This is a genomic window from Corynebacterium sp. CCUG 69979 (genome assembly GCF_024454095.1).
Classification (GTDB): Bacteria; Actinomycetota; Actinomycetes; order Mycobacteriales; family Mycobacteriaceae; genus Corynebacterium; species Corynebacterium genitalium.
In genome coordinates this window covers 1-23,324 of the sequence record NZ_JAGPZA010000022.1, presented here as the reverse complement: position 1 = coordinate 23,324, position 23,324 = coordinate 1, and the positions used below count along the sequence as shown (strand labels likewise).

25 protein-coding genes, 1 pseudogene and 1 riboswitch are annotated in these 23,324 nt (G+C 62.6%); of the genes and pseudogenes, 18 read left to right on the top strand and 8 right to left on the bottom strand.

The features are described from left to right. Positions 1–24: 24 nt before the first annotated feature. Positions 25–138, top strand: a riboswitch (TPP riboswitch). From thiC to KBX18_RS10445, 6 genes are all read left to right on the top strand, one after another. After that, positions 136–1,923: a phosphomethylpyrimidine synthase ThiC gene (gene thiC / locus KBX18_RS10470; RefSeq protein ID WP_255995997.1), complete on the top strand. Its 1,788-nt coding sequence runs from the start codon at positions 136–138 to the stop codon at positions 1,921–1,923. It overlaps the preceding riboswitch by 3 nt. 10 nt (positions 1,924–1,933) lie before the next feature. Beyond that, on the top strand, positions 1,934–2,746 hold the full coding sequence (locus KBX18_RS10465; RefSeq protein ID WP_255995995.1) for an inositol monophosphatase: 813 nt from the start codon (positions 1,934–1,936) through the stop codon (positions 2,744–2,746). Positions 2,747–2,777: 31 nt separating this feature from the next. Continuing rightward, positions 2,778–3,560: a histidinol-phosphatase gene (gene hisN / locus KBX18_RS10460; RefSeq protein WP_255995993.1), complete on the top strand. Its 783-nt coding sequence runs from the start codon at positions 2,778–2,780 to the stop codon at positions 3,558–3,560. Beyond that, positions 3,557–4,972: a DUF418 domain-containing protein gene (locus tag KBX18_RS10455; protein WP_255995991.1), complete on the top strand. Its 1,416-nt coding sequence runs from the start codon at positions 3,557–3,559 to the stop codon at positions 4,970–4,972. The genes hisN and KBX18_RS10455 overlap by 4 nt, the downstream gene beginning before the upstream one ends. Then, positions 4,854–5,141 carry a Rho termination factor N-terminal domain-containing protein gene (locus tag KBX18_RS10450; RefSeq protein ID WP_255995989.1) on the top strand — a complete coding sequence of 96 codons (288 nt, stop codon included), beginning with the start codon at positions 4,854–4,856 and terminating at the stop codon, positions 5,139–5,141. The genes KBX18_RS10455 and KBX18_RS10450 overlap by 119 nt, the downstream gene beginning before the upstream one ends. Beyond that, the gene (locus KBX18_RS10445) at positions 5,134–5,784 is read left to right on the top strand and encodes a thiamine phosphate synthase (protein ID WP_255995987.1); all 651 of its coding nucleotides are present in this window, start codon (positions 5,134–5,136) and stop codon (positions 5,782–5,784) included. Before KBX18_RS10450 ends, KBX18_RS10445 begins: the two co-directional genes overlap by 8 nt. A gap of 5 nt (positions 5,785–5,789) precedes the next feature. Here KBX18_RS10445 and KBX18_RS10440 read toward each other — a convergent pair whose 3' ends face one another. The 4 genes from KBX18_RS10440 to KBX18_RS10425 all read right to left on the bottom strand — a co-directional run bounded on the left by KBX18_RS10440 (position 5,790) and on the right by KBX18_RS10425 (position 9,571). Beyond that, positions 5,790–7,040: an Nramp family divalent metal transporter gene (locus tag KBX18_RS10440; protein ID WP_255995985.1), complete on the bottom strand. Its 1,251-nt coding sequence runs from the start codon at positions 7,038–7,040 to the stop codon at positions 5,790–5,792. Between the two features lie 41 nt (positions 7,041–7,081). Next, positions 7,082–8,356: an HNH endonuclease signature motif containing protein gene (locus tag KBX18_RS10435; protein WP_255995984.1), complete on the bottom strand. Its 1,275-nt coding sequence runs from the start codon at positions 8,354–8,356 to the stop codon at positions 7,082–7,084. Between the two features lie 156 nt (positions 8,357–8,512). After that, positions 8,513–9,118 (bottom strand): cation transporter, encoded by a 606-nt coding sequence (locus tag KBX18_RS10430; RefSeq protein WP_255995982.1) that lies wholly within the window; start codon positions 9,116–9,118, stop codon positions 8,513–8,515. A 78-nt stretch (positions 9,119–9,196) separates the two neighbouring features. Further along, entirely contained in the window at positions 9,197–9,571 is a 375-nt protein-coding gene (locus KBX18_RS10425) for an ectoine synthase (protein ID WP_005291538.1), read from the bottom strand. Between the two features lie 125 nt (positions 9,572–9,696). Between KBX18_RS10425 and KBX18_RS10420 the strand changes: the two genes are divergently transcribed. Genes KBX18_RS10420 through KBX18_RS10385 form a run of 8 tightly spaced genes read left to right on the top strand, consistent with a single transcriptional unit; the run spans position 9,697 to position 15,962 of the window. Further along, entirely contained in the window at positions 9,697–10,533 is an 837-nt protein-coding gene (locus KBX18_RS10420; RefSeq protein WP_255995980.1) for an ABC transporter ATP-binding protein, read from the top strand. After that, a complete protein-coding gene (locus KBX18_RS10415) occupies positions 10,530–11,294 on the top strand; it encodes a hypothetical protein (RefSeq protein ID WP_005291542.1) in 765 nt (254 codons plus the stop codon). The genes KBX18_RS10420 and KBX18_RS10415 overlap by 4 nt, the downstream gene beginning before the upstream one ends. After that, the gene (locus KBX18_RS10410; protein WP_005291543.1) at positions 11,291–12,325 is read left to right on the top strand and encodes a sensor histidine kinase; all 1,035 of its coding nucleotides are present in this window, start codon (positions 11,291–11,293) and stop codon (positions 12,323–12,325) included. Before KBX18_RS10415 ends, KBX18_RS10410 begins: the two co-directional genes overlap by 4 nt. Beyond that, positions 12,322–12,921 (top strand): response regulator transcription factor, encoded by a 600-nt coding sequence (locus KBX18_RS10405; protein ID WP_005291545.1) that lies wholly within the window; start codon positions 12,322–12,324, stop codon positions 12,919–12,921. Before KBX18_RS10410 ends, KBX18_RS10405 begins: the two co-directional genes overlap by 4 nt. Before the next feature lie 32 nt (positions 12,922–12,953). Continuing rightward, positions 12,954–14,042 (top strand): glycine oxidase ThiO, encoded by a 1,089-nt coding sequence (gene thiO, locus KBX18_RS10400; protein ID WP_005291547.1) that lies wholly within the window; start codon positions 12,954–12,956, stop codon positions 14,040–14,042. After that, a complete protein-coding gene (gene thiS, locus KBX18_RS10395) occupies positions 14,039–14,239 on the top strand; it encodes a sulfur carrier protein ThiS (protein ID WP_005291550.1) in 201 nt (66 codons plus the stop codon). Before thiO ends, thiS begins: the two co-directional genes overlap by 4 nt. 2 nt (positions 14,240–14,241) lie before the next feature. Continuing rightward, entirely contained in the window at positions 14,242–15,033 is a 792-nt protein-coding gene (locus KBX18_RS10390; protein WP_005291553.1) for a thiazole synthase, read from the top strand. Between the two features lie 5 nt (positions 15,034–15,038). Then, positions 15,039–15,962 (top strand): cation diffusion facilitator family transporter, encoded by a 924-nt coding sequence (locus KBX18_RS10385; RefSeq protein ID WP_255995975.1) that lies wholly within the window; start codon positions 15,039–15,041, stop codon positions 15,960–15,962. On the opposite strand, the pseudogene KBX18_RS10380 reads toward KBX18_RS10385, so the two are convergent. After that, a pseudogene (locus KBX18_RS10380) lies at positions 15,959–17,601 on the bottom strand (BCCT family transporter). The gene KBX18_RS10385 and the pseudogene KBX18_RS10380 overlap by 4 nt on opposite strands. Positions 17,602–17,619: 18 nt before the next feature. On the opposite strand from KBX18_RS10380, the gene KBX18_RS10375 reads away from it, so the two are divergent. After that, positions 17,620–18,726 carry a ThiF family adenylyltransferase gene (locus KBX18_RS10375; RefSeq protein ID WP_255995973.1) on the top strand — a complete coding sequence of 369 codons (1,107 nt, stop codon included), beginning with the start codon at positions 17,620–17,622 and terminating at the stop codon, positions 18,724–18,726. On the opposite strand, the gene KBX18_RS10370 is transcribed toward KBX18_RS10375, so the two are convergent. After that, a complete protein-coding gene (locus KBX18_RS10370; protein WP_005291562.1) occupies positions 18,723–18,893 on the bottom strand; it encodes a hypothetical protein in 171 nt (56 codons plus the stop codon). The two genes, KBX18_RS10375 and KBX18_RS10370, sit on opposite strands and share 4 nt — an antisense overlap. Before the next feature lie 65 nt (positions 18,894–18,958). On the opposite strand from KBX18_RS10370, the gene KBX18_RS10365 reads away from it, so the two are divergent. After that, positions 18,959–20,107: an aminotransferase class V-fold PLP-dependent enzyme gene (locus tag KBX18_RS10365; RefSeq protein WP_255995971.1), complete on the top strand. Its 1,149-nt coding sequence runs from the start codon at positions 18,959–18,961 to the stop codon at positions 20,105–20,107. Here KBX18_RS10365 and KBX18_RS10360 read toward each other — a convergent pair. Further along, the gene (locus KBX18_RS10360; protein WP_255995969.1) at positions 20,104–21,120 is read right to left on the bottom strand and encodes an LLM class oxidoreductase; all 1,017 of its coding nucleotides are present in this window, start codon (positions 21,118–21,120) and stop codon (positions 20,104–20,106) included. The two genes, KBX18_RS10365 and KBX18_RS10360, sit on opposite strands and share 4 nt — an antisense overlap. 23 nt (positions 21,121–21,143) lie before the next feature. Next, positions 21,144–22,358 (bottom strand): chromate efflux transporter, encoded by a 1,215-nt coding sequence (gene chrA / locus KBX18_RS10355; protein WP_370687248.1) that lies wholly within the window; start codon positions 22,356–22,358, stop codon positions 21,144–21,146. Between the two features lie 215 nt (positions 22,359–22,573). On the opposite strand from chrA, the gene KBX18_RS10350 reads away from it, so the two are divergent. Both KBX18_RS10350 and KBX18_RS10345 read left to right on the top strand, forming a co-directional pair. Beyond that, positions 22,574–22,999: a hypothetical protein gene (locus KBX18_RS10350; protein WP_255995966.1), complete on the top strand. Its 426-nt coding sequence runs from the start codon at positions 22,574–22,576 to the stop codon at positions 22,997–22,999. Further along, the gene (locus KBX18_RS10345; protein WP_255995965.1) at positions 22,999–23,304 is read left to right on the top strand and encodes a pentapeptide repeat-containing protein; all 306 of its coding nucleotides are present in this window, start codon (positions 22,999–23,001) and stop codon (positions 23,302–23,304) included. The genes KBX18_RS10350 and KBX18_RS10345 overlap by 1 nt, the downstream gene beginning before the upstream one ends. Positions 23,305–23,324 lie beyond the last annotated feature (20 nt).

The following is a 23,324-nucleotide window of genomic DNA, read 5'->3' as shown; positions in this document are numbered from 1 at the left end:
AGTAGGAGACGATAGACTCGAACTACACCCCCACACGGGCGCCCGCGGCAGCGGGCTGAGATCGCACTGATAGGCCGTGCGAGCACCGTTCGAACCTGTCTGGTTAGCACCAGCGAAGGAAGTAAAGGAGAGGCAATGGCCGACATCTACGCCCAGGAAATTCACCTGAAGCACTCGTACGCGCCGATCGTGGAAGATGGTCTGGAAGTCCCGGAGACGGAAATCCAGCTCGATGACTCACCGACCGGCCCGAACGCGCCGTTCAAGATCTACCGCACACGCGGCCCGTGGGCTGAGCCGGAAGAGGGCCTGCCGGATCTGCGCACCGAGTGGATTGAAGCCCGTGATGACGTGGAGAGCTACGCCGGCCGCGAGCGCAACCTCGAGGACGACGGTGTCCGCGCTATGAAACGCGGTGCCGCTAGCGAAGAGTGGCGCGGGGCTAAGCGCGAGCCCCTGCGCGCGAAAAGCGGAAAGCGCGTGACCCAGATGGCCTACGCCCGCCGCGGCGAGATCACCTCCGAAATGCGCTTTGTGGCACTGCGCGAACACTGCTCTCCGGAGAAAGTCCGCGAGGAAGTCGCCGCTGGCCGCGCAATCATCCCGAACAACATCAACCACCCGGAGAGCGAGCCGATGATTATCGGCAATGCGTTCTTGACCAAGATCAACGCGAATATCGGCAACTCCGCCGTGACCTCCTCCATCCGTGAGGAAGTAGACAAGTTGCGCTGGGCCACCCGCTGGGGCGCGGACACGGTCATGGACTTGTCCACCGGAAACGACATTCACACCACTCGCGAGTGGATCCTGCGCAATTCCCCGGTTCCCATCGGCACGGTGCCGATCTACCAGGCGCTGGAGAAAGTGGGTGGCGTCGCTGAGGACTTGACGTGGGAGATCTTCCGCGACACCGTCATCGAGCAGGCTGAGCAGGGCGTTGATTACATGACTGTCCACGCCGGCGTGCGCCTGCCGTACGTTCCGCTGACCTCGAAGCGCGTGACCGGCATTGTCTCCCGCGGCGGCTCGATCATGGCCGGCTGGTGCCTCGCGCACCACAAGGAATCCTTCCTGTACGAGAACTTCGACGAGCTGTGCGAGATCTTCGCCCAGTACGACATCGCCTTCTCGCTTGGGGACGGTTTGCGTCCCGGCTCCGTCGCCGACGCCAACGATGCTGCACAGTTCGCTGAGCTGAAAACCATCGGCGAACTGTGCAAGCGCGCCTGGGACCACGATGTCCAGGTCATGATCGAGGGGCCGGGCCACGTCCCGCTGAACATGATCCAGGTCAACAACGAGAAGGAAGAGGAGTGGTGCGGCGGCGCGCCGTTTTACACCCTCGGCCCGCTGGTGACCGACATCGCCCCGGGCTACGATCACATCACCTCTGCAATCGGCGCCGCCAATATCGCCATGGGCGGCACCGCGATGCTGTGCTACGTCACCCCGAAGGAGCACCTGGGCCTGCCCAACAAGGATGATGTCAAGACCGGTGTGATCACGTACAAGGTCGCCGCGCACGCAGCCGACGTGGCCAAAGGCCACCCGGGCGCCCGTGACTGGGACGACGCAATGAGCAAGGCGCGCTTCGAGTTCCGCTGGAACGACCAGTTCGCTCTCTCGCTTGACCCGGAGACCGCGCAGGCCTACCACGATGAGACGCTGCCGGCTGAACCTGCGAAGACGGCGCACTTCTGCTCCATGTGCGGCCCGAAGTTCTGCTCCATGCGCATCAGCCAGGACATCCGCGACGAGTTCGGTGATGCCATCGACGAGGCGCTGGATGACGAGAACAAGAAGCTCATCGCCGACCTGGGCATCCCCACCTTCGCGGGCGGGGAGGATTTCCGCCGCGGCGAGCGCGAGATGGCCAAGGAGTTCCGCGAGCTCGGCTCGAACGTCTACGTGAAGGAGTAATTCGGGGATAATGGCTGCTGTGTCTACCGCAGCATTCATCGAAAGCCATACCGACGCCCCCGACCACGAGCTCGCCGCGGCGCTGACCCGCACGGCCGGGGAGCTCGCTTTGCGCATGCGCAACGAAGGTTTGGAGACGTCGCAGAAGACATCCGTGTCGGATGTGGTCACGCAGGCTGACATGGCCGCCGAGCGCTTCGTGGCCGACGCGTTGATGGCGCTGCGCCCTGATGACGGCATCCTGGGCGAGGAGGGCGCGGCCAAAGAATCTACTTCGGGTCGCACGTGGGTGATTGACCCGGTGGACGGGACGTACAACTTCTCCTGCGGCTCCGACTATTTCTGCTCCGCGCTCGCGCTTGTCAGCGGCGCACCGAGCGATCCAGAACGCATCCTCACCAGCGCTATCACGCGCCCCGCGTTAGATACGACCTGGGTGGCACACGGCGGAACCTCCGAGCGCAACGGTGAACAGATCCCTCACTTGGAGAACGCACCGTTGGCGCAGCTCGCGCTGGCCACGTACCTGCACCCGCGCGACATGGACAACGCGGACATTCGGGGCGCCTGGATGCGAGCTGCGAGCCAGGCCGCCACGGTGCGCATGTGGGGCGCAGGTTCTGTCGATTTGGCCACGGTGGCCTCGAGCGGAATTGGCGGTTGGATCCAACACTCGGTCGCCGATTGGGACTGGCTGCCCGGTAAAGCGCTGGTCGAAGGTGTCGGCGGGAAGGCCATCAAAGTCGACGCAGGTGGGGTGACCTGGTGCGTGGCCGGCAACGAGCAACTGGTGGACGAGGTCGAGGCACTTTTGGCGGAGTAACAACGCCCCGATCTCGCTAGGATTGGGCGCCATGACCACCTATTCAGATGATCTAGCGCTCGCACTCGAGCTCGCAGAGCTTGCCGACGGCATCACCCTCGACCGTTTCGAATCCGCCGACCTTAAAGTCGACTCGAAACCGGACATGACTCCCGTCTCCGACGCGGACATCGCCGTGGAGGCTGCGCTGCGCGCCAAGCTGGAATCTGCCCGCCCCTCCGACGCGGTCCTTGGTGAGGAGTTCGGTGGCGACGTGCAGTTCGAGGGTCGCCAGTGGGTCATTGACCCCATCGACGGCACCAAAAACTTCGTCCGCGGCGTGCCCGTGTGGGCCACGCTCATTGCGCTGCTCGAAGACGGCAAGCCTGTCGTCGGCGTAGTCAGCGCCCCTGCTCTTGCCCGCCGCTGGTACGCCAGCCAGGGATCCGGTGCGTGGCGCACATTCTCCGATGGCAGCGTGAAGCGGCTCGGGGTGTCGGGGGTTGAGGGGTTAGAGGATGCGTCTATAAGCATCTCGTCTTTGAGTGGCTGGCGCGACCGCGGCTTGCGCGACCAGCTGATCTCCCTGACCGACGATGTCTGGCGGCTGCGCGGCTACGGAGACTTCTTCTCCTACTGCCTGGTGGCAGAAGGTGCCGTGGACATCGCCGCGGAGCCCGAAGTGTCGCTGTGGGATCTCGCAGCGCTGTCTGTCCTGGTCACCGAGGCCGGCGGGCGGTTCACTTCTCTCACCGGCGAGGACGGGCCGCACGGCGGCGACGCAGTGGCCACCAACAACCTGTTGCACGATGCTGTTCTAGGGAGACTGGCATGACCGCACCTGTTCCTGCCCCCTCCCCCACCCAGAAACCCCCTCGCCTCGTTGTCCCCGATCTCGCTCGCGGGCTGGCTCTTTGGGGGATCGCCATGGCGAATCTGACCACCTTCTGGATTATGAACTCCCCCGAGGGTGCCATTGGTAAGAGCCTCGGCTGGGTAGACCCAGACAGTGCTTCAGACCGTTTCTCTGCCCTGTTCTCGGGCATGCTCGTCCACACTCGAGGCCTGCCAATGTTCGCTACCCTGCTCGGTTTCGGCATCGGGCTACTCACTTCGAGCTTGCACCGGAAGAACTACCCAGCGGGCAAAGCCACACGCGTGCTGGTTAAACGCTACGGCATCCTCGCCGTCTTCGGCTTACTGCACATGTACCTGCTGTTCAACGGCGACATTATGTTCACCTATGGCTTGGCGGGAATGCTCATCGCCACGATGATCAAGCTCAGTTCGAAGACACTGCGCATCTTTGCTGCGGTGTCCTTCTGCATCGCCTTGCTTCTGTCGGCGATGTCGGTGATTACCGCCCTCGCCGGTGTGGACGTCGTGCCAGAGTTCACCCCAACTGAGCAAATCACCACAGCTGGCACCTACTTCATCACGACTATCCAACAAGCACCATTTTTCATGGTGAACTCGACGTTCGCCGTTCTCGCGGTCCTATGCGTCATGCTCATCGGGTTCATTTGGGCGCGGGAGGGAGTTCTGGCCAACGTCGACGCGCACCGAAGAACGCTCACTTTTTGGGCCACGCTCGCTGTAGTCATCAGCCTCACTGTCGGCATCCCGTGGGGCCTAGCGGCGATGGGTGTAATTAACGATCAGTTGGATCAGGTCTTCATGGCCCTCAATAGGGGCTTGGGCGCATTCACCGGCCCCGGCATCTTGGCGCTGATCGCGTTGGCCACGAACGGGATTCAGAAGCGCATGTACGACGATGCTGCAGCCGGGCGTCCAGTCGCTGCCCCGAAGATTTTGTACCCCTTTGTCGCGCTGGGTAAGCGCTCAATGTCCGGCTACGTCGCCCAGTCCTTCCTGTTCATCATCCTGGTCATGCCCTTTGGCTTCGGTCTCGGCGTGGACAGCACCATCTCGGAGAAGCTCCTCATCGCCACCGGTGTCTGGTTGGTCACCCTGGTGCTCGCAGTCATCCTCGAAGCCACAAACACCCCCGGCCCGTTCGAGTGGGTCCACCGCCGTCTCGCCTACGGCAAGACCGGCAAGATCGAGCCCTACGCAGGCCCGGTGCAGCAACCGGCCCTGCCACAGCAACCGGCCTACAATGGCCCACATGACGCAGGACAAGCACCCGGAGAACACGCCCGGCGGCCCGTCGGTGAAGGACGGGGAGCTCTACCAACGCCTCCGCCAGGAGGGCAATTCGAAGTCGAAGGCGGCGGCCATCGCTAACGCGGCGACGAATTCTTCTCGCTCCGATGTCGGTGCGAAGGGCGGCGAGTCTGGCTCCTACGATGACTGGACGCGCGAGGAGCTCTACTCCCGCGCGCAGGAGCTGCACATCCCCGGCCGATCCGACATGACCAAGGACGAGCTCATCGAGGCGCTGCGCAATGACTGAGCTTGATCTCCGCTGCTACTTCATCACCGGCCAGGGGCCTGACATCGTCGGCACTGCGCGCGCAGCCGCCGCTGGTGGCGCCGGAATGATCCAAGTGCGCAGCAAACCCATCTCCGCGCGCTCGTTGTTCGAACTCGGCCAGGCCGTCGCAGAGGCTGTCCACGAGGCCAACCCCGCCACGCACGTGCTTATCGACGATCGCGTCGACGTCGCCCTCGCCCTCCGCCAATCCCGCGTTCCTAACCTGGCCGGCGTGCACATCGGCCAGGACGACCTCGATCCGCGCATCGCGCGGGAGCTGCTTGGGCCCGATGCCATCATCGGTCTGACCACCGGGACTTTGGACCTCGTGCAGGATGCCAACCAGTACGCCGACGTCATCGACTACATCGGTGCCGGCCCGTTCCGCGCGACTCCGACGAAGGACTCCGGCCGCGAACCGCTGGGGCTAGACGGCTACCCTCCTCTCGCCGCCGCTTCCGACCTGCCTATCGTCGCCATCGGCGATGTCACCGTCGACGATGCCGCTGACCTCGCCGCAACCGGCGTTGACGGCGTGGCTATCGTCCGGGGCATCATGAACGCCGAGGATCCGCAGGCGTACGTTGAGCGCGTGATCGCCGCCTTCGACAGCGGCGCATAAGCCAGCTAGAACAAGCTGTACAGTGAGTACCCGCCGAGCACCACGGTGACCAGGAAGATGAAGCCGCCAAGCAAGTTGGAGGCAAGGCCGTTGGCGTTGTCTCCCAGCAGTTTCTTGTTGTTCATGGTGTAGAGCAGGAAGAATGCCACCACTGGCAGCAGGATGCCGTTGGCTGCTTGCGCCAGGACAATCACCTGGATCGGGTTGACACCAGTCACCGCGATCACCAGGCCGATGAGCACCACGGCCAGGTAGATCGCGCGGAATTTGATGTCCTTGAGGTCGGAAGACCAGCCGAGCACACCCGAGATGGCGTACGCCGCGCCGAGCGGGCCGGCGATCGCCGATGTCAGCCCGGCGGCGAACAGACCGATTGCGAGCGCCCACGGCGCGAAGTCACCAAGAACCGGACGCAACGGCTCCGCCAGCTCCGCAGCTGATTCGGCTGCAATGCCCTGGGCAAAGAGCGTCGACGCTGCTGTAGCCACGATCGCCAACGTGATCAACCCACCGATGGAGATCGACACAATGTTGTCCACGCGGGCTTTCTTCAAGCTCAGCTTGCCCGGCTCATCGCCCCACTTTTCCTGGACCAGGTTGGAGTGGAGGAAGACGTTGTAGGGCACCACTGTCGTACCGATCAGCGCGATCGCCGTGAGCACCGAGCCGTCTGGAAGGCCCGGCACGAAAATTCCCTTGAGCATCGCGCCGAGATCCGGCTTCACTGCCACTGCGGTGATGAGGAAGATCAGCGCCAGAATGATCACGAGCGCAGTCATGAATTTCTCGATGACCTTGTAGCTGCCGGTCAGCAGAAGGACAACGATCACAGCGACGATGATGCAGGACAGGACGGGGATGCTCAGGCCGGTGACGTCGGAAAGCGCGAGGGCTGTACCCGTGGTGTCGCCGCCGGCGTATGCAGCGCCGCCGATACCGATCGCCGTGACAATGAGCGCGATCATCAGCAGCTTCGCCACTGGTGACTCGAACGTCTCGCGCATTGCTTCGCCCGTGCTCAACCCACCCATGAGACCCAGGCGCGCCGACATTTCTTGCAGGATGATCGTGGCCACGATCGAGAACACGATCGCCCATGTCAGCGCGAAACCGTAGCTCGCACCCGTGACCGTCGCCGTGGTGACTGTGCCCGGGCCAATGAACGAGGCGCTAATGAGCAGGCCCGGACCGAGCCAGCCTGACCGTCGTTTAGCCGTAACCTCAGAGTCGCCGCGATCGTTTACTGCAGTGGACATCGCTATTCCCTTCTGCGGTTGGTGACATGTTCCGAACTACTTTATCCGGTGAAACTGTCGGCCCACAGGGGTTCATCGAAATCAGCAGTCTCGTAACCGTCATTCCGAACGGGCAGGGAATGGTTGTAAGAGACGTATTTGGAACCGTCGCGGAACTCGAAGACGATCTCATCGCCATGGCGCGTGATGGTCGTGTATCCCTCTGTGACCAGAGAGTGACATCCGGAACATAAGGGCAACAGATTATCCAGGTCGGTCATGCCACCCTCAGCCCAGTCGCGGATGTGGTGCATTTCAATAAAGCGTCGATGCGTACAGCCCGGAGTCGCGCACTGCCCGCCCCACATAGCCATGAGCGCGTTGACTTGCCCGTCCGTCGCTAGGCGGGTTGACCGACCGGTGTTCAGGATCAGGCCCTGATTACTCACCGTGTCCAGCCTGACTAAGGCGTTGGATACGAGATGCTCCAGCGTCTCGGTCGTCGCTCCTGCGTTGTTGGGCAAGTAGGCTCGCCCGTCTACGGTCATCATGACGTTCACGTGCGCGCCAGGCGCTCGGAGTGTGCTGATGGGTTTTGTACGGGCCATGTTCACGATTCCCATGAGGGAGAAGACCAAGGCGCGCGGCGTCGGCAAGCCGAAGCCTGACACCTCCCGCTTTGCCTGTCGAACTTCCTCATCCTTCTCTTTTTCATGAATGAGCTCATCTACCTTCTCATTGTCGACCACCCCGTCCCCACCCAGCAGCTTCTCGAGCTCCTCGTCCTCGGCGGCGAACGCGAGGTGCCCAATCTTGAGCGCAGCCTTGAAAGCTTCACCATCTGCGGCGTTGAGCCTCCCCCACAACTTCAAGTCACCGTCTGTTTCCTGCTTCAGCCGCAGGTAATACTCCTTGCCCTCCTCCTTCGACTCCTTATGTTTGGGCTTTCCGGCGAGAGCGCTTTCCAGACCGTGGTAGTTGAGCTCCATGCCCATCTTCACCAGCTCGAACTCATTGTCAGCGGTCAGGTACTTGAGCAGTAAACGCACCGCGGAGTAGCTCAGGTTACCGTCGAGGAACATCTCCGTCAGGTATGGGAAATCGTTCAGTTGCCGTGCAACACTCACGTACTCATGCGCCGTCGACTCCGATACCCCGAGCCGCCTGATTAGCCAGGCCGCCGTACTCGTCGCTCCGCACTCATTCGCTAACCCCATGTGATCGAAATCGCCAATCAGAATCAGCAGCCGCGCTTTCGAACGCACAACCGTAACGTACGTAGCCACGATTTCCTCAGCCAACCACTCCAGATCCAGCTCTTCATCCAGTATGTTCATACTGACCACCACCCCTGTCAATGCCCCACGTTGTCGATTACCCCAACTCTACACAACAACCCGAACAGCTGTCGCTCACATGTTCGAACTAGCTGCTCGCAAGACTCCGCATTGCGGAGTCCCTGGGGTTTTGCGGCGGACTGAACCGTCGTAAAGCTAATCCTCCATTTCCGCGAATGCTTCCTCGACGGAGTCGTGCTCCTCGCGGGATTCTTCCCACACTTCCTTGGCGGCGGAGAGGTTCACCGCGGCGATGATCGCGCCGACCACGATGTCGAACCACGCCGTCGGCCATACGAAAGTGAGCAGACCGGCGAGAATGATGAGGATGTTGGCAAGGGCGTCGTTACGCGCTGCGAGCCACGCACCTGTCGCGAGTGAGGAGCCCTGCTCCCGCAGCTGCAGCAAGATGACCGCGCAGATGACATTGACCACCAGCGCACCGAATGCCACCGCAGTCAGCCCTTCCGCAGATGGCGGTTCCGAGTTGAGAATCTTGGCCACAACCATCACGATCGCGGCGATCGCAGGAATCAGGATGAGCGCCGCGAGCACGCTTCCCGCTTTTCGACGGCGCGACGCGGGCCACGCCACTGCAAAGAACACCAGCAGGTTGATCGCGGTGTCCTCCAGGAAATCGGCCGAGTCGGCGAACAACGAGGCTGAGCGAATCACTACAGCTGCGGCGAACTCGACGAAGAAGTAGAGCAGGTTGAGCAGCGCCACGATGAGAACGGCGCGGCGGATTCGGTCAGTGTTCATACTGCCCATGGTGCTCGCAGCAGGCCTTTCACACAAAAAGAGACTCCGCATTGCGGAGTCCCTGGGGTTTTACCGTGTTTAGTAGGAGCTGAAGCCGTCGGCGGTCAGCTCGTGCTTCTCATCGCCGGTGATGGCCGGGTTGAACACGGAGACCAGGATGAGGTCCTCGTCCTTGCCGCCGCGGAGGTAGTGGGCGTCGTGCTCATCAAGCACATACACTGTGCCCGGAGTGATGGGGTACACGTTGCCCTCGGTGTCCTCGACCTCGCCGGAACCGCCGATGCAGTAGCAAGCCTCGAGGTGATTACGGTACTGCAGCTTGGACTCAGTGCCAGCACGGACAACAGTGTGGGCGATGGCGAAGCCCATGTTGTCCTTGGCGGTGACGACACGCTCAGAGGTGCCGCCGCCCCACTCGACCTTTTCCACTTCGTCGCGGGAACGGGTGAACATAGCTAGTGCTCCTTATCGATCGGTTCGCAATCTCGACCCCAGGCTAACACCCATGACAACTGTCACGCCGAGATCGTGACTGCAGGACTACGTTCGGCTCCCCGGCGCGCAGTGGAATGTGAAGCATGATCGAAACACAAAACGTGAGCAAGCATTTCGGATCGGTGAAAGCCGTTGAAGATGTCAGCCTGAGCATTGGCCGCGGTGAAATCGTCGGCCTGCTTGGGCGCAACGGAGCAGGCAAAACCACCCTGGTGGACCTCATTCTCGGATTGACCAAGCCGACGAGCGGCACAGTGCGCGTGGCCGACATGACCGCGGCGCAGGCGATCCGGGACGCACGCATCGGTGCGGTGATGCAGACCGGCGGTCTCCTCGACACTGTCACCGTCAAAGACACCCTGGCCATGATCAACTCCACGCACCGCGATTCCATCGGCGTGGAGGCCGCGATCGAGCAGGCGAATCTCACCAAGATTCAGAACCGCCGGGTGGGCAAATGCTCTGGCGGCGAACAGCAGCGGGTCCGCTTCGCCATTGCGTTGCTGGGCAAGCCGGACATTCTCATCCTCGACGAACCAACCACCGGGATGGACGCCACCAGCCGCCACGAGTTCTGGGACACGATGCGCGCCCAGGCCCACTCTGGACGCACCATCATCTTCTCCACGCACTACCTCGAGGAAGCTGAAAACCTCGCGGAGCGCATCATCGTGCTCGATCGCGGCGAGCTCATCGCGGACGGCCCGACAGACAGTCTCACCGCCGGCGCAGACAAGAAACGGGTCACAGCGCAGTCATCGCAGGGGCTTATCGACGTCACCACCAGCGACGCCGATTCCTACGCCCGGAAACTACTTACCGAGACCGATGCTCACGACCTGACCGTCACTAGAACATCCCTAGAGGACTCCTTCATCGCACTCACCTCAGATGACCCAGAAAGCGAGGAGCAACCATGACCACCCTGAAGTTCGCGCTGCACAACCTCAAACGCCTCAAATCCGATGCCTCTTCGCTGTTCTTCAACATCGTTCTTCCGGTGATTCTCTACCTCATTTTCGGTGCTGCCCAGCAGTATTCAGACGATGAACTGGGCAACGGCAACGTCGCCGCCTTCGTCATGCTCGGCATGGCCCTCTACGCGGGAATTTCGGGAGCTGTTTCCCAATCGTCCCTGGTGGTCGTGGAGCACAACAGCGGATGGGGGCGGCAGCTAGCGCTGACTCCCCTGACGAACATGCAGATTGCGGTCGCGAGATTGCTCGTCATCATCGTCAACGTCGTGCTGCCCGTAGCTGCGGTGTTCCTCACCGGCGCATTGGTCGACGCCAAGATGGACGCCAGCGCATGGTTCTGGAGTTTCCTCATCACCGTCGGCGTGTCCTTGCCTTTCGGCTTCTACGGTTTGGTCTGGGCGCAATCGCTGAAGTCCCTCACGGCAGTCTCGATTGCTGCCACCTCAGTCACTCTGTTGGCCTTCGCTGGAAACACCCTGTTCCCGCTGACGAGCAACTTGATCGACTTCTCCCGGTTCACCCCGATGTACGGCGCCACCATGCTGTCGCGGTGGCCTGTGGCCGAAGGGCTCCAGCTGATCCAGGACGAACCCTTCCAAGTCACCGACCCCCTGTGGCAACCCGTGCTCAGTATCATTGCCTGGACAGTCATTTTCGCTGTGATCAGTCTGGCCTTGGATAGCCGCGAGAAAGGGCGTGCGTGACCCAGAAAACGAACGGTGGCCACTACCACCTCGTTGAGGCCGGCATCTGGCTGATCCTCTTGGTCAGCCCGCTCGCCGGCTTGTTCACCATGGAGCTCCCCACCTGGCAGTACGTAGCCGGTGCCGGATTGATCGTGGTCTTCGGCGCGGTGTACCTGTGCGCGCACACGATCCGTGTGCACAGTAAGGACACTGTCAACGCGGCGTTGTGGGTGATCGCCCTCCTGATCCCCATGATCGGGGTGACCGCCATCATGGGGGTGTGGGGGGCCACAATGCTCCCCTACATCACGGCCGTGACCGGATCACTCATGCCAGTGCGCATGCACACGATCGTGGATCTCGCCATCATTTCGGTGTTCGGTGTCTTCGTATTCCTCACGGGAAACCTGACGGCGTGGATTTTCTTCGGCGCGTCCGTGCTCATCGCGGTGACGGTAGGAACGCAGGTCAGCGCGACCAGGCTTAGCGACGAGCGCGTCCACCTCGCCGCTGAGCTCGAGCTGGCGCGACAACGCGAGTCGATTTACCGGGACGTGCACGATCTATTGGGTCATTCGCTGACCGTGATCAATGTGAAGACGTCGCTGGCGCGCAGGCTGGTGGACGTCGACAAGCAAGAAGCGGCGAAGGAGCTGGATGAGATCGTGGAGCTGTCCCGCCAATCACTTGAGGACGTCCGGCGTGCTGTGCGGACAACCCACACGCCGTCGTTGACCGCCGAGGTGGAAGCGGCGAGCTCGGCACTGGCGGCGGCTGGAATCGAGCCGCGGATCAACGTTCACGGCGCCACCGACTCGTCACTGTTCGGATGGGTGCTGCGAGAGGCGGTGACCAACGTGATTCGGCACTCCCAGGCGACGGAGTGCGAGATCGACGTAACTCCGCACAGGCTGGTCGTGGCCGATAATGGCATCGGCTTGCCGCCGGGCACGCGTCTGGGGAGCATCGCCGACAGGGTGAGCGCTGCGGGCGGTTCACTCGTGGTTCCACCCACCGATTCCGGAACGCGGCTGGAGGTGACAGCATGATTCGCGTGCTCATCGCCGACGACCAAGGGTTGCTCGTGGGCGCGCTATCGGCCTTGCTCAACCTGGAGAAGGATATTGAGGTCGTAGCCACCTGCCGGACCGGTGACGGTGTCGTCGACGCTGTGCGGGAGCATAACGTAGATGTGGCGTTGCTCGACATTGAAATGCCCGGCCGGACCGGGTTGGAACTCGCCGCTGACTTGGCAGGGTCGCCGTGCAAGGTAGTCATTGTCACCACGTTCGGCCGGCCCGGATACCTGCGCACAGCCCTGGAGGCTGGGGCCGCGGGGTTCATCGTCAAGGACACTCCCCCGGATCAGCTCGCCGACGCAGTACGGCGCGCTCACGCTGGCATGCGGGTGGTCGACCCGCAGGTTGCGGAAGAATCCCTGTTCACCCCACCGTCGCCACTGACTGCCCGGGAGGTCGAGGTGGCCCGCGAAGCCCTCACCGGCGCGGAGATCAAGCAGATCGCAGCACGGCTGAACCTCTCAACTGGGACGGTGCGCAACCACATCTCGGCCATCATGACCAAGACCGGCGCGCCCAACCGCTACGCTGCCGCACGCACCTGCAACGACAATGGCTGGCTCTGAAGTCCTGAGAAAGGCGTAGGCTGGATGGCAATATGGCAGGGAATATTGCAGTCGTTGGGGCAGGCATCATTGGCCTGTCCACCGCTCTGACGCTAGCGGACCGCGGCCACAGCGTCACTGTCTATGACCCTGATCCGGTCAGCGGCGCGACGTGGCACGCGGGCGGCATGCTCGCCCCCGCCGCAGAGGTCGTGTACAAGCAGGACCCGCTCTTTCCGCTCATGATTGCGGCTGGACAGTGGTACCCCGAGCTCATCAATCTCACCGCGAAGCACACAGATAAGCCCACCGGTTACCGGACCGACGGGACAATCATCGTGGCCAAGGATCGCGCGGACAAGACGCACCTTGAGGAGCTGCAGGAATACCAGGAACTGCACGGCATGACTACCGAGCGCGTGACCACCCGCGAGGCCCGCACGCTCGAGCCCGCGCTCCATCCCGCTATTGCCGGTGCCGTGCACATCCCCGGTGACCACCAGGTTCGGCCGCGGCTGTTCGCAGAGGCGCTTATCGACGCCTGCCGCAACGCAAACGTCACCTTCATCCACGAAGCGATCCATGACGTCGATGAACTCGATGCGGACCAGATTGTGTTGGCCAACGGCCTCGGCGCTCGAGAGACCACCGGCTGGTTCGAGGGCGAGAACCCGCTCAAGTTGCGCCCCGTCTACGGCGACATGGTGGAGCTGCGCGTGCCGGAGCACCAGCGCCCGTTGGCGGACCGGGTGATCCGCGGCTTCGTCGAGGACCGGCCCATCTATGTCATTCCGCGCGACGGCGACGGGCTGACCCTCGGTGCGACCACCCGGGAAGACAACCGCCCCGACCCGCAGGCCGGAGGCGTGTTCCAATTGCTGCGTGACGGGATTGAGATCCTGCCCGCCATCGAAGACTGCGACATCGTGGAAACCCATGCCGGTGCCCGGCCGGGCTCCCCCGACGACCTGCCCTACCTCGGCAGAGTCAGTGACCGAGTGGTCGTGTCCACAGGGTATTTCCGGCACGGTATCTTGCTCGCGGCAGTGGGGGCTCGGTGCGGGGCTGAGCTCGTCGAAAAGCAGGAGCCGTCCGTAGACTTGAAAGCCTGCGATCCAATGCGTCACAGGAGGCAAGAATGAATCTGATCGTGAACGATGAAAACGTCACCACCGACACCACCGACGTTCAGAAGTTGCTGGAAGAGCGCCTGGGCGAGGTGCCCAAGGGCACCGCTGTCGCCATCAACGGCGATGTTGTGCCGCAGTCGGAGTGGGCCACCCGCGTGCTTGAGGACGGCGCCCACGTGGACATCCTCACCGCTGTCCAAGGAGGCTAGGCGTGCTCGAGATCGCCGGCAAGCAGTTCGACTCGCACCTGATCATGGGCACTGGCGGGGCGACCTCGCAGGACATGCTCGAGCGTGCGCTTGTCGCATCGGGCACAGAGCTGACGACAGTCGCGATGCGCCGCTTTGCTGCCCAGAAGAACGACGGCGAGCAGGGTGAAAGCGTCTTCGACCTGCTCGAGCGTCTTGGCATCGCTCCCCTGCCCAACACTGCTGGGTGCCGCACCGCCCGCGACGCGGTCATCACCGCGAAGCTCGCGCGTGAGGCGCTGGGTACCGACTGGGTGAAGCTCGAGGTCATTGCGGACGACCGCACGCTACTGCCCGACGTCGTGGAGACCGTCGACGCGTGCGAGATGCTCATCGATGAAGGCTTCACCGTCCTCGCTTACAGCTCTGATGACCCGGTGGCCGCGAAGAAGCTCGAGGACATCGGTGCGGCGGCCGTGATGCCGCTGGGTTCGCCCATTGGCACGGGCTTGGGCATTCTCAACCCGCACAACATCGAGCTCATTTGCTCGCGGGCCGAGGTTCCCGTGCTTGTCGACGCTGGAGTTGGCACCGCCTCGGACGCCGCCCTGGCCATGGAACTCGGCTGCTCGGGCGTGCTGCTCGCCAGCGCCATCAACCGGTGCCAAGACCCCGAAGCGATGGCGCGGGCGATGCGTCTTGCAGTCGAGGCCGGTTCGGCTGCGCGCGGGGCGGGGCGGATTCCGAAACGGGAGCACGCGGTGGCGTCGTCAAGCTTTGAAGGGCTAGCAAGCTGGGCAGACCAGGTGCTGTAGATCCCATGGACGAGCAGAAACTGCTGGAACGGTTCATGTGGCTGTCCATTGCCGCATCGGTCTTTGTCATCGGCCTGAAACTCGTCGCGGCCTGGGTGACCGGGTCGGTCGGTTTCTTATCGGACGCGATCGAATCGACCATCAATCTCGTCGCCGCGAGCGTCGGATTGTGGGCAATCAAGCTGGCCGCGAAGCCGGCAGACGACAACCACAACTTCGGCCACGCCCGCGCCGAATACTTCGCCGCGCAGGTGGAAGGCTTCCTCATCCTGGTGGCGTCGGTGGTGATCATCATCACCGCAGTGGGGCGCATCATCAACCCGCAGCCGCTGGAACAGCTCGGCATCGGCTTGGTGTTCTCCATCGTGGCCACCGCCATCAACGCCGGTGTGGGCATTGTGCTCATCCGCGCCGGCAAGAAGTACCGCTCCACCACCCTCGACGCGGACGGGCGTCACCTGATCACCGACGTGTGGACCACCGTCGGCGTCATCGTGGGCATGGCATTGGTGTGGCTGACAGGTTGGGAGATCCTCGACCCGATCGTCGCGCTGCTGGTAGGTGCGAACATCCTGTTCACCGGTTACTCCCTGCTGCGCGGGGCCATCCTGGGTCTGCTGGCGGAGACGCTGCCGGAGGATGAGGTCGCCACTGTGAAGTCCTTCCTCGCTGACTACTCCGCTGCTCACGGCGTCGAGTTCACCTCCGTGCGCACGACAGCCGCAGGCCGTCAGCGCTTCGTTGACCTGGTGATGCAGGTGCCGGGTCAGTGGACCGTGGATAAGTCCCACGACCACGCTGACGCTGTCGAAGAAGGCATTGCCGCAGCCCTGGGCGGGGCCGAAACGATCATTCACGTTGAGCCGTTGGGCCACCCGACCACCGTCGGGCCGATGACGCCCCAAATCCCCCCGGTGAGCGCTGACTAGCGCTCGCCCTCGACCTTCGTGGCCCCTGCTGGCTCGACGGTGTCGATCTCCACTGGGGTGCCCTCAGGAACTTCAACCTCGACGACCTCTTCATCGCCGTCTTCGGTCTCGGCCTCGCCTTCGATGACGAGGGTCTCGGTGAGACGCCATGTCTCGTTGTCGTAGTCGTATTCGAGCTCAGGGCGGTCGATCTCATTGCCCTCTTCGTCATAGCCCGGCGCGGGCTTCGCTTCAGCTTCCTCGTACTTCTCCGGGGTGTCCGTCTTCTCCCACTGGCGGGAGCGGAACTTACGGTCCGCAGCAGCGTCATCATCCATCGCCTTGACCAGGGCGAACATCATGATGAAGTACACGAAGAAGAACGGCAGGGCGATGATGATCACCACTTCCTGCAGCGCCTGGATACCGGAATCGTTAATGAACAGCAGCGCGGCCGTGACCACGCCGACAGAGATCGCCCACGCAACGCGGTAGTACCACGGCGTCGCTTCCTCTTCGCCAGTGGCGAATGTGTCCATCACCAGGGCGGCGGAGTCGATCGAGGTGACAAAGTAGAACACGATGACCGCCAGCGCGATCGTTCCGGTGATCATGTACAGCGGATACTGCGCCAACAAAGTGAACAGCGCCTGCGGAGTATCGCCGTCCTCGACGACGGGGCCGGTAAGGACTCCCGGGTCGTTGCGCTCCACTTCGATGGCGGTGCGGCCGAAGGCGGCGAACCAGACAATGTCGAAAATGGTCGGCGCAAGGATGGTACCGGCGATGTACTGGCGCACGGTGCGGCCGCGGGAAATGCGGGCGAAGAACATGCCCACGAACGGCGACCAACAAATCGTCCACGCCCAGTAGAACGCGGTCCAGGTGGCGTGCCAGCCGGGGTTCTCGTTGTTGGCATCGACCCAGAACATCAGTTCCGGCAGAGAGGACGCGTAGATGCCAAAGGACTCGGTCAGGTGCTGGACAATCTTCAGCGTCGGCCCGGCCAGCAGCAGGAAGATCAGCAGAATCACGGAGCCGACGATGTTGAGGTTGGACAGAATCTTCACGCCCTTGTCCAGACCCGTCGCCACAGAAATCGATGCGGCCACTCGTAAACGCGCTTGCCCAGAAGCGGCGAGAAAATCGACGAGTAGCGGGCGGGCATCTTGCGCTTGTACACGAAGTAGCCCATGGCCAGCCCCGGCAGGGTGAAGATCACCCACATGTGGATGCCAAAGTGGTAGTAGGTGAACTCGAATGCTTGGCGCACAGCGGAATCGCTCATGGACTCCATTCCGCCGCGTGGCGGGTTGAATGCGTGGTGCAGCGGTTCTGCGGCACCCCAGAACATCAGGGTCGCACCCATGCCGGCTGCGAAGAGCATGGAGAATCAGACGGGCAGCGAGTACTCTGGCTCGTCGTCGTCATCACCGAGACGGAAATTTCCGTAGCGGGACACGAAAATGACGATGAGGAACAGGAACACCGCAGAGACTCCGCCGATGTAGAGCCACGAGAAGTGGTCCATCATCCAAGCGGAGACGTGGGAGTAGAGTTCTCTAGCAGAGTCGCCGAATCCAATCGTGGCGGCGACGAAGACTGTGATGAATCCGGCCGCGGAGAAGAAGATCAGCGGGTCCGAGCGTAATTTGGACATGGTGATTAAGTTTAGGTTATGAGCGATCTACACGAGAATGAGCTTCGCCGTACTGCCCGGCAGATGAACCTGCCCGGCTTCGGGCCCGAGCAGCAAGAAGCGCTTCAGCGCGCCCATGTGTTCGTCATCGGCGCAGGTGGCTTGGGGTGCCCGATCATGCAGACGCTTGCGGCGACAGGCGTCGGGCATATTTCGCTTATCGACGATGACATGGTCGACCTAACCAACATCCACCGCCAGATCCTCTTCGGGGCCTCCGACGTTGGGCGGAAGAAGATCGAGGTGGCAGCAGAACGCCTCCGGGAACTGCAACCAGGCATCCGCGTTGACACGATCGAGGGCCGGATGGATGCGTCGAACGCGACGGATCTCCTCGACGGGGTCGATGTGCTGATCGACGGCTCCGACACCTTCTCCACCAAGTTCCTCGCCGCCGACGCCGCCGAGATCACCGGCACTCCCCTGGTGTGGGGCTCGGTGCTGCGTTACCGCGGCGATGTGGCGTTGTGGTGGACCGGCCCCGGTGCACCTGAGACCGGAGCTGGCATGCGTGACCTCTACCCCGAACAACCAGACGCGGACTCCGTGCCGGATTGCGCGACGGCGGGTGTGCTCGGTGTGACTACGTCGGTGGTCGGCGGACTCATGTCCACTGAGGTGGTGAAGTTCCTCACCGGCGTCGGCGACTCCACACCCGGCAAGCTGCACATTTATGACGCTCTGACCGCGTCCATACGCCAGTTCACTGTCACCCGGGATTCAGGCCGACCGCTGGTCACCAAGGTAGCTCCAGACTATGGCGAGGTGTGCACGGTGCCGGAGGGGGCGGGTCCACTCGTCGATAAGCTTGAGCGCGGTGAGGCGATCGCGCTCGATGTGCGTGAACCGCACGAGAAAGCCATTAAAGACCTGCCGGTGCCCGGGCATTTGTTGCCCACGTCCGACATCGAGCTCCACCCGAACATGGCCGCGGAGCTTATCGACGATCTCCCGGAGCACTCCGAAGTCGTTGTCTACTGCGCGTCCGGCGTGCGGTCCCAATGGTTCGTCGACACGTTCCAGCCATTGGCAGACCAGCGCGACATCCAGCTAGTCAACCTGCCGGGCGGTGTGAACGCGCTCTAGCGCATCTTGCTGCGGTGGTACAGAGTGCCTGCTAGCGAGGAAACGCAGGCGGAGCCGATCAGGACGAGGATGGTGTAAAGGATGCCGCTGACGCCCAGCATCGACAGGATCCACCCCGTCAGCAAGGCACCAATGACAGCTCCGGCAATAGCAACGACCCAGTTCATAATTGATTCTCCTTAATTATTAATGGGCCCCATGGTAGGGCATTGCTGGTGCTAGCGTTGTGGGCATGACTGATTCCGCGTGCAACCAGCTCCCCCGCCACGACGTCGACCCCGGCGGTCTTCTTGAATACTCGGCCGTGTTCAGCGACCGGTCTCTCAACCACATGTCCGCCCGCTTCATCGGCGTCATGCAAGAGCTGCAGGAGATTCTGCGCTCCACCTACAACGCCTCCAGCATGGCTGTGATCCCCGGCGGCGGCACCTTCGCTATGGAATCTGTCGCCCGCCAGTTCGTCCGCGGGAAGAAGGCACTTGTCATCCGGACCGGCCAGTTCTCCTACCGCTGGTCCCAGATCTTCGAGATGGGTTCGCTCGCCGACGAGACAATCGTGCTGGGCGCCGAGCCGACCACCGACGAGGCACGCCCCTCCTACACCCCGCCGGCAATTGAGAATGCCGTCGCCCGCATTCGTGTGGAGCGCCCATCCTTCGTCATCGCCGCGCACGTGGAAACCGCAGCCGGTCTTGAACTGCCGGACGACTACATCACCGAGCTGGCCCGCGCCGCCCACGACGCCGGCGGCCTGATGATTCTTGACTGCGTCGCCTCCGGCGCGAAATGGATCGACATGGCAGCAACTGGAGTGGACATCTTGCTCACCGCCCCGCAGAAGGGCTGGTCTGGCTCCCCGGCCACCGGTTATGTCATGTTCTCTGAAGCTGCCCGAGCCGAGCTGGACAACACCACCTCCGACTCTTTCGCCATGGACCTGGCCAAGTGGACCGCCATTTCTGAGGGGTACGTGGGCGGTTCCGCTGCCTACCACGCGACGATGCCGACGGACACCATCGAGCACAACCTCGAGGTGATGAAGGAAGCGCAAGAGACCGGCCTGGAGCAGCTCACCGAGCGCCAGGTCGAGCTGGGCAGCCGCATCCGTGGCGTGCTGGCAGACGCTGGCTTCCGCTCCGTCGCCGCCGAAGGTTTTGAGGCTTCCTCCATCGTGGTCATGCACGCCACCGCCCCCGAGCAGCAGAACGGCTCCGCCTTCAAGCAGGCCGGTCTGCAGATCGCCGCTGGCGTCCCGCTCCAGATTGGTGAAGCTGAAGACTTCTCCACCTTCCGCATTGGCCTGTTCGGCCTGGATAAGTGGGGCGATGTCGACCGCGCTGTCGAGCGCTTCGAGGACGCGCTCAAGCAGGTGCTGTCCTAGCGCAGCGCGGGCAAAACGTGCTCGATGAGCTCGTCGATCTGCTCCTCTGCCGGCCGCGTGGAAGTGCGGAAGTTCACCGACACATGGTGAATGCCCATGCTGCGCTGTGATTTCAGCAGCTGGACGAGCACATTGCGCCCGAGCCGGTAGCCGAAAGTCCCGCCGCTGGCTGGCTCATCCGGGTCGGTGGACAAGTCGAGCCACAGCGACTCAGCGAACGGCTTGAACGCTGCCGGCCCCGTGGCGCCCTCGCGTGCGGCCCACTCGGCGACTGCGGCATTCCAGTTCGACGCGTTCACCCGCTGCACGTCGAGGCCCTTGTGGTACATGAACCAGCCGTGGGTGTGCTCTGCACGCCACTGCAGCGTCTGCTGGCATGAGCCGGTGGCCAGCAACGGCACTTCACGCGCAGACGGCTTGGGCACCACATCCGCTCCGCCCATCTTGAAGCCCTGCCCGGCAACTTCCCAGCGGAGGGGTTTGTGGGAGGTGGTGGTGGCGCGTCGATAAGCGTGCACATGCTCGCGGAAAACCTCCGCGCGTATGCCTTTATCCATGCCGAACGCCGGGAACTCTTCGGGCCTGTCCCCCGTGGCCACGCCCATGAGGAAACGCCCGCCGGACAGCCGGTCAATCGTGGCCGCGCGCTTGGCCAGCAAAAGCGGATGCTGGAAGGGCACCACAATCGCCGCCGTACCCAGCGCGATGCTAGACGTGTGCGCAGCAAGGTAGCTCAGATACATCCACGGGTCATAGACCTGGCCGACGTCACCGAAGGTCTCCACGCGCAGCGGGATGTCGCGCACCCACACGGCTGCGATCCCACCGTCCTGCGCTTTCTGCACAAGACGCAGCTGGTTATCCAGGCTGTCGGTGGGGTTGGCCTCCGCGTTCTCTTCGATCGGCAGCGATAGGCCCACTGTGAGCTCACCGGGACGGAAGGTCCGCTGGAAACCGGGAAGCTCCCAGTAGGGAGTGTCAGACAGGTCAAGGAGCGATTGTTGGAGGGCCATGGGCCCAGCGTAGCGGTGGAGGGTTAAAGCACAACTGCACCGACAAGGGCGGCCCCGATGACTACTGCCCACGGCGGTACCTTCCACGACGTCAGAGCGGCGAAGCAGACGACGGCGACGGACATCGTCACCACGCCCGTGATGCCCGCGGTGAACACCGGTGTGTACAGGGCCGCGCCCAGGATGCCGACCACTGCTGCGTTCGCTCCGGCGAGCGCACTGCCTGCTCGTGGCATCTGGCGGATGCGTTCCCAGAACGGCATCGCGCCGAGCACCAGCAGCGCGGCGGGTAGGAAGATCGCGACCGTGGCAATGGCCGCGCCCACAAGCCAGTGCATGCCGTCCGCGCTGGCCCCGAGGAACGATGCGAACGTGAACAGCGGACCAGGCATTGCCTGCGCTGCGCCGTAGCCGGCGAGGAACGTGTCATGGCTGACCATGTCAGGCACCGTCACCGATTCCAGCAGCGGCAGCACCACGTGTCCGCCTCCGAAGACGAGCGCGCCGGCGCGGTAGAAGGATTCGAAGATCCCCATGCCGGTTCCGCCGACAGCGCGTGCGATCGCCGGCAGAGCGAGCAACAGCACCACGAAGAGCACGAGGCAGACAATGCCGACTGTGCCCGAGCCGCTCCCTTCGCTTGCCGACGGCTCCTCCTCACGGCCCTCCCCCTTCAGAAAAGCCAGACCCGCAACGATGCCCACCGCAATCGCGAGCACCTGCACCAGCGGATGCGGAACGAGCAGCACGACGACGAGCGCCGCCACCGCGATGGCCGCACGGATCTTGTCGGTGATTAAGTTCTGCGCCATGCCGTGGACCGCCTGGGCGACGACGGCCACAGCAGCTGCCTTCAAACCGATGAGCCAACCGGCGTCGCTGATGTCGCCGAGGTATGCCACCCCGGCAGCGAACGCCACCATGAGCACGACCGACGGCATAGTGAATGCGAACCACGCCGCGAACATCCCCATATATCCGGCGCGCTGCAGACCAATGGCCATGCCGACCTGGCTAGATGCCGGACCGGGAAGGAACTGGCACAGCGCTACGAGGTCCGCGTACTGCTTATCGCTGAACCACTTCCGGCGCTCGACGAATTCGTCGCGGAAGAAGCCCAAATGCGCCGTCGGGCCGCCGAACGAAGTACAGCCAAGGCGCAGGAAGATCCTGAACACGTCAAAGGCCGAACCTCGGCTAATGTTTGCTGCTCCAGTTTTGCCGGTCGAGGTTGTCACGATGCCCTTTCTTACCAGAGCCGCTTTGAGCTGGCCCGATAAGTTCACCCACAGTTTCTCTTTTGGCTAGTCGCCCGGGCGGGGCGTTTCTCTGACTCCGCATTGCGGAGTCCCTGCGGTTTTGCTGTCGCCCGGGACCTGGGCCGCGGCTCGCACAGCGACGGCCCACCCATCCAGCTAGGCTGGCCTGACCGGCAATCTGGAGGGGTAAACGGATGAGCGAACTAAACGACTACCACGTAGGAGAAATTGCCCCTTGCAGATTCACCGAGGACGATTTCGAAACCGGCCTGGCTTGCATGCCGGAGTGGGTTCCCGCTGAATACCGGAATTTCCTTGAACAGCACGGAGTTTTCCACATCGCCGGTGTGGACTGGCTTTCACCGGCCTCCGCACCAAATAGCCCTTTCAGCGTTAAATCTGGGCATGAGCAACTGACCCAATCAGCGGAGATGTTCGGAGAAGACCCGGATAGATGGTTCCCGGTTGCAATCTTTGACCTCGATGAATTCGCGTTGTACCACCTCAAGGACGACGGCTCCACGGAATTTGGCCACTTCCACTTCGAGGACCTGGAATATGTCGAAGGTCCATTCCCGACAATGACAGACTGGATGCGCACCTACACGGAGGAAATCTGATGGCCGATCCCGCAAACGCACTGCCCGACAAGGTCATGGGGCCTGTCGACAACATGCTTTTCGACGAGCACGTGTTTGAGTCCGTGACGTTCCATGGTGCCCTGTTCCGCAATTGCACATTCAATGCCGTGGCTTTCCACAATTGCACGTTTAGAACCGTGCGGTTTGAAAACTGCCGCATTCAGCAACCACGGTTCGAAAAATCAACGGTTGAACACATCGCCTTGATTGATACCGCAGTCATCTCCGGGCCCGGCCCCCGGAAAGTAGACACCGTGGGGGTGAAATTATTGGCTTTACTCTAGCGCATTGTTAGGAAGCGTGA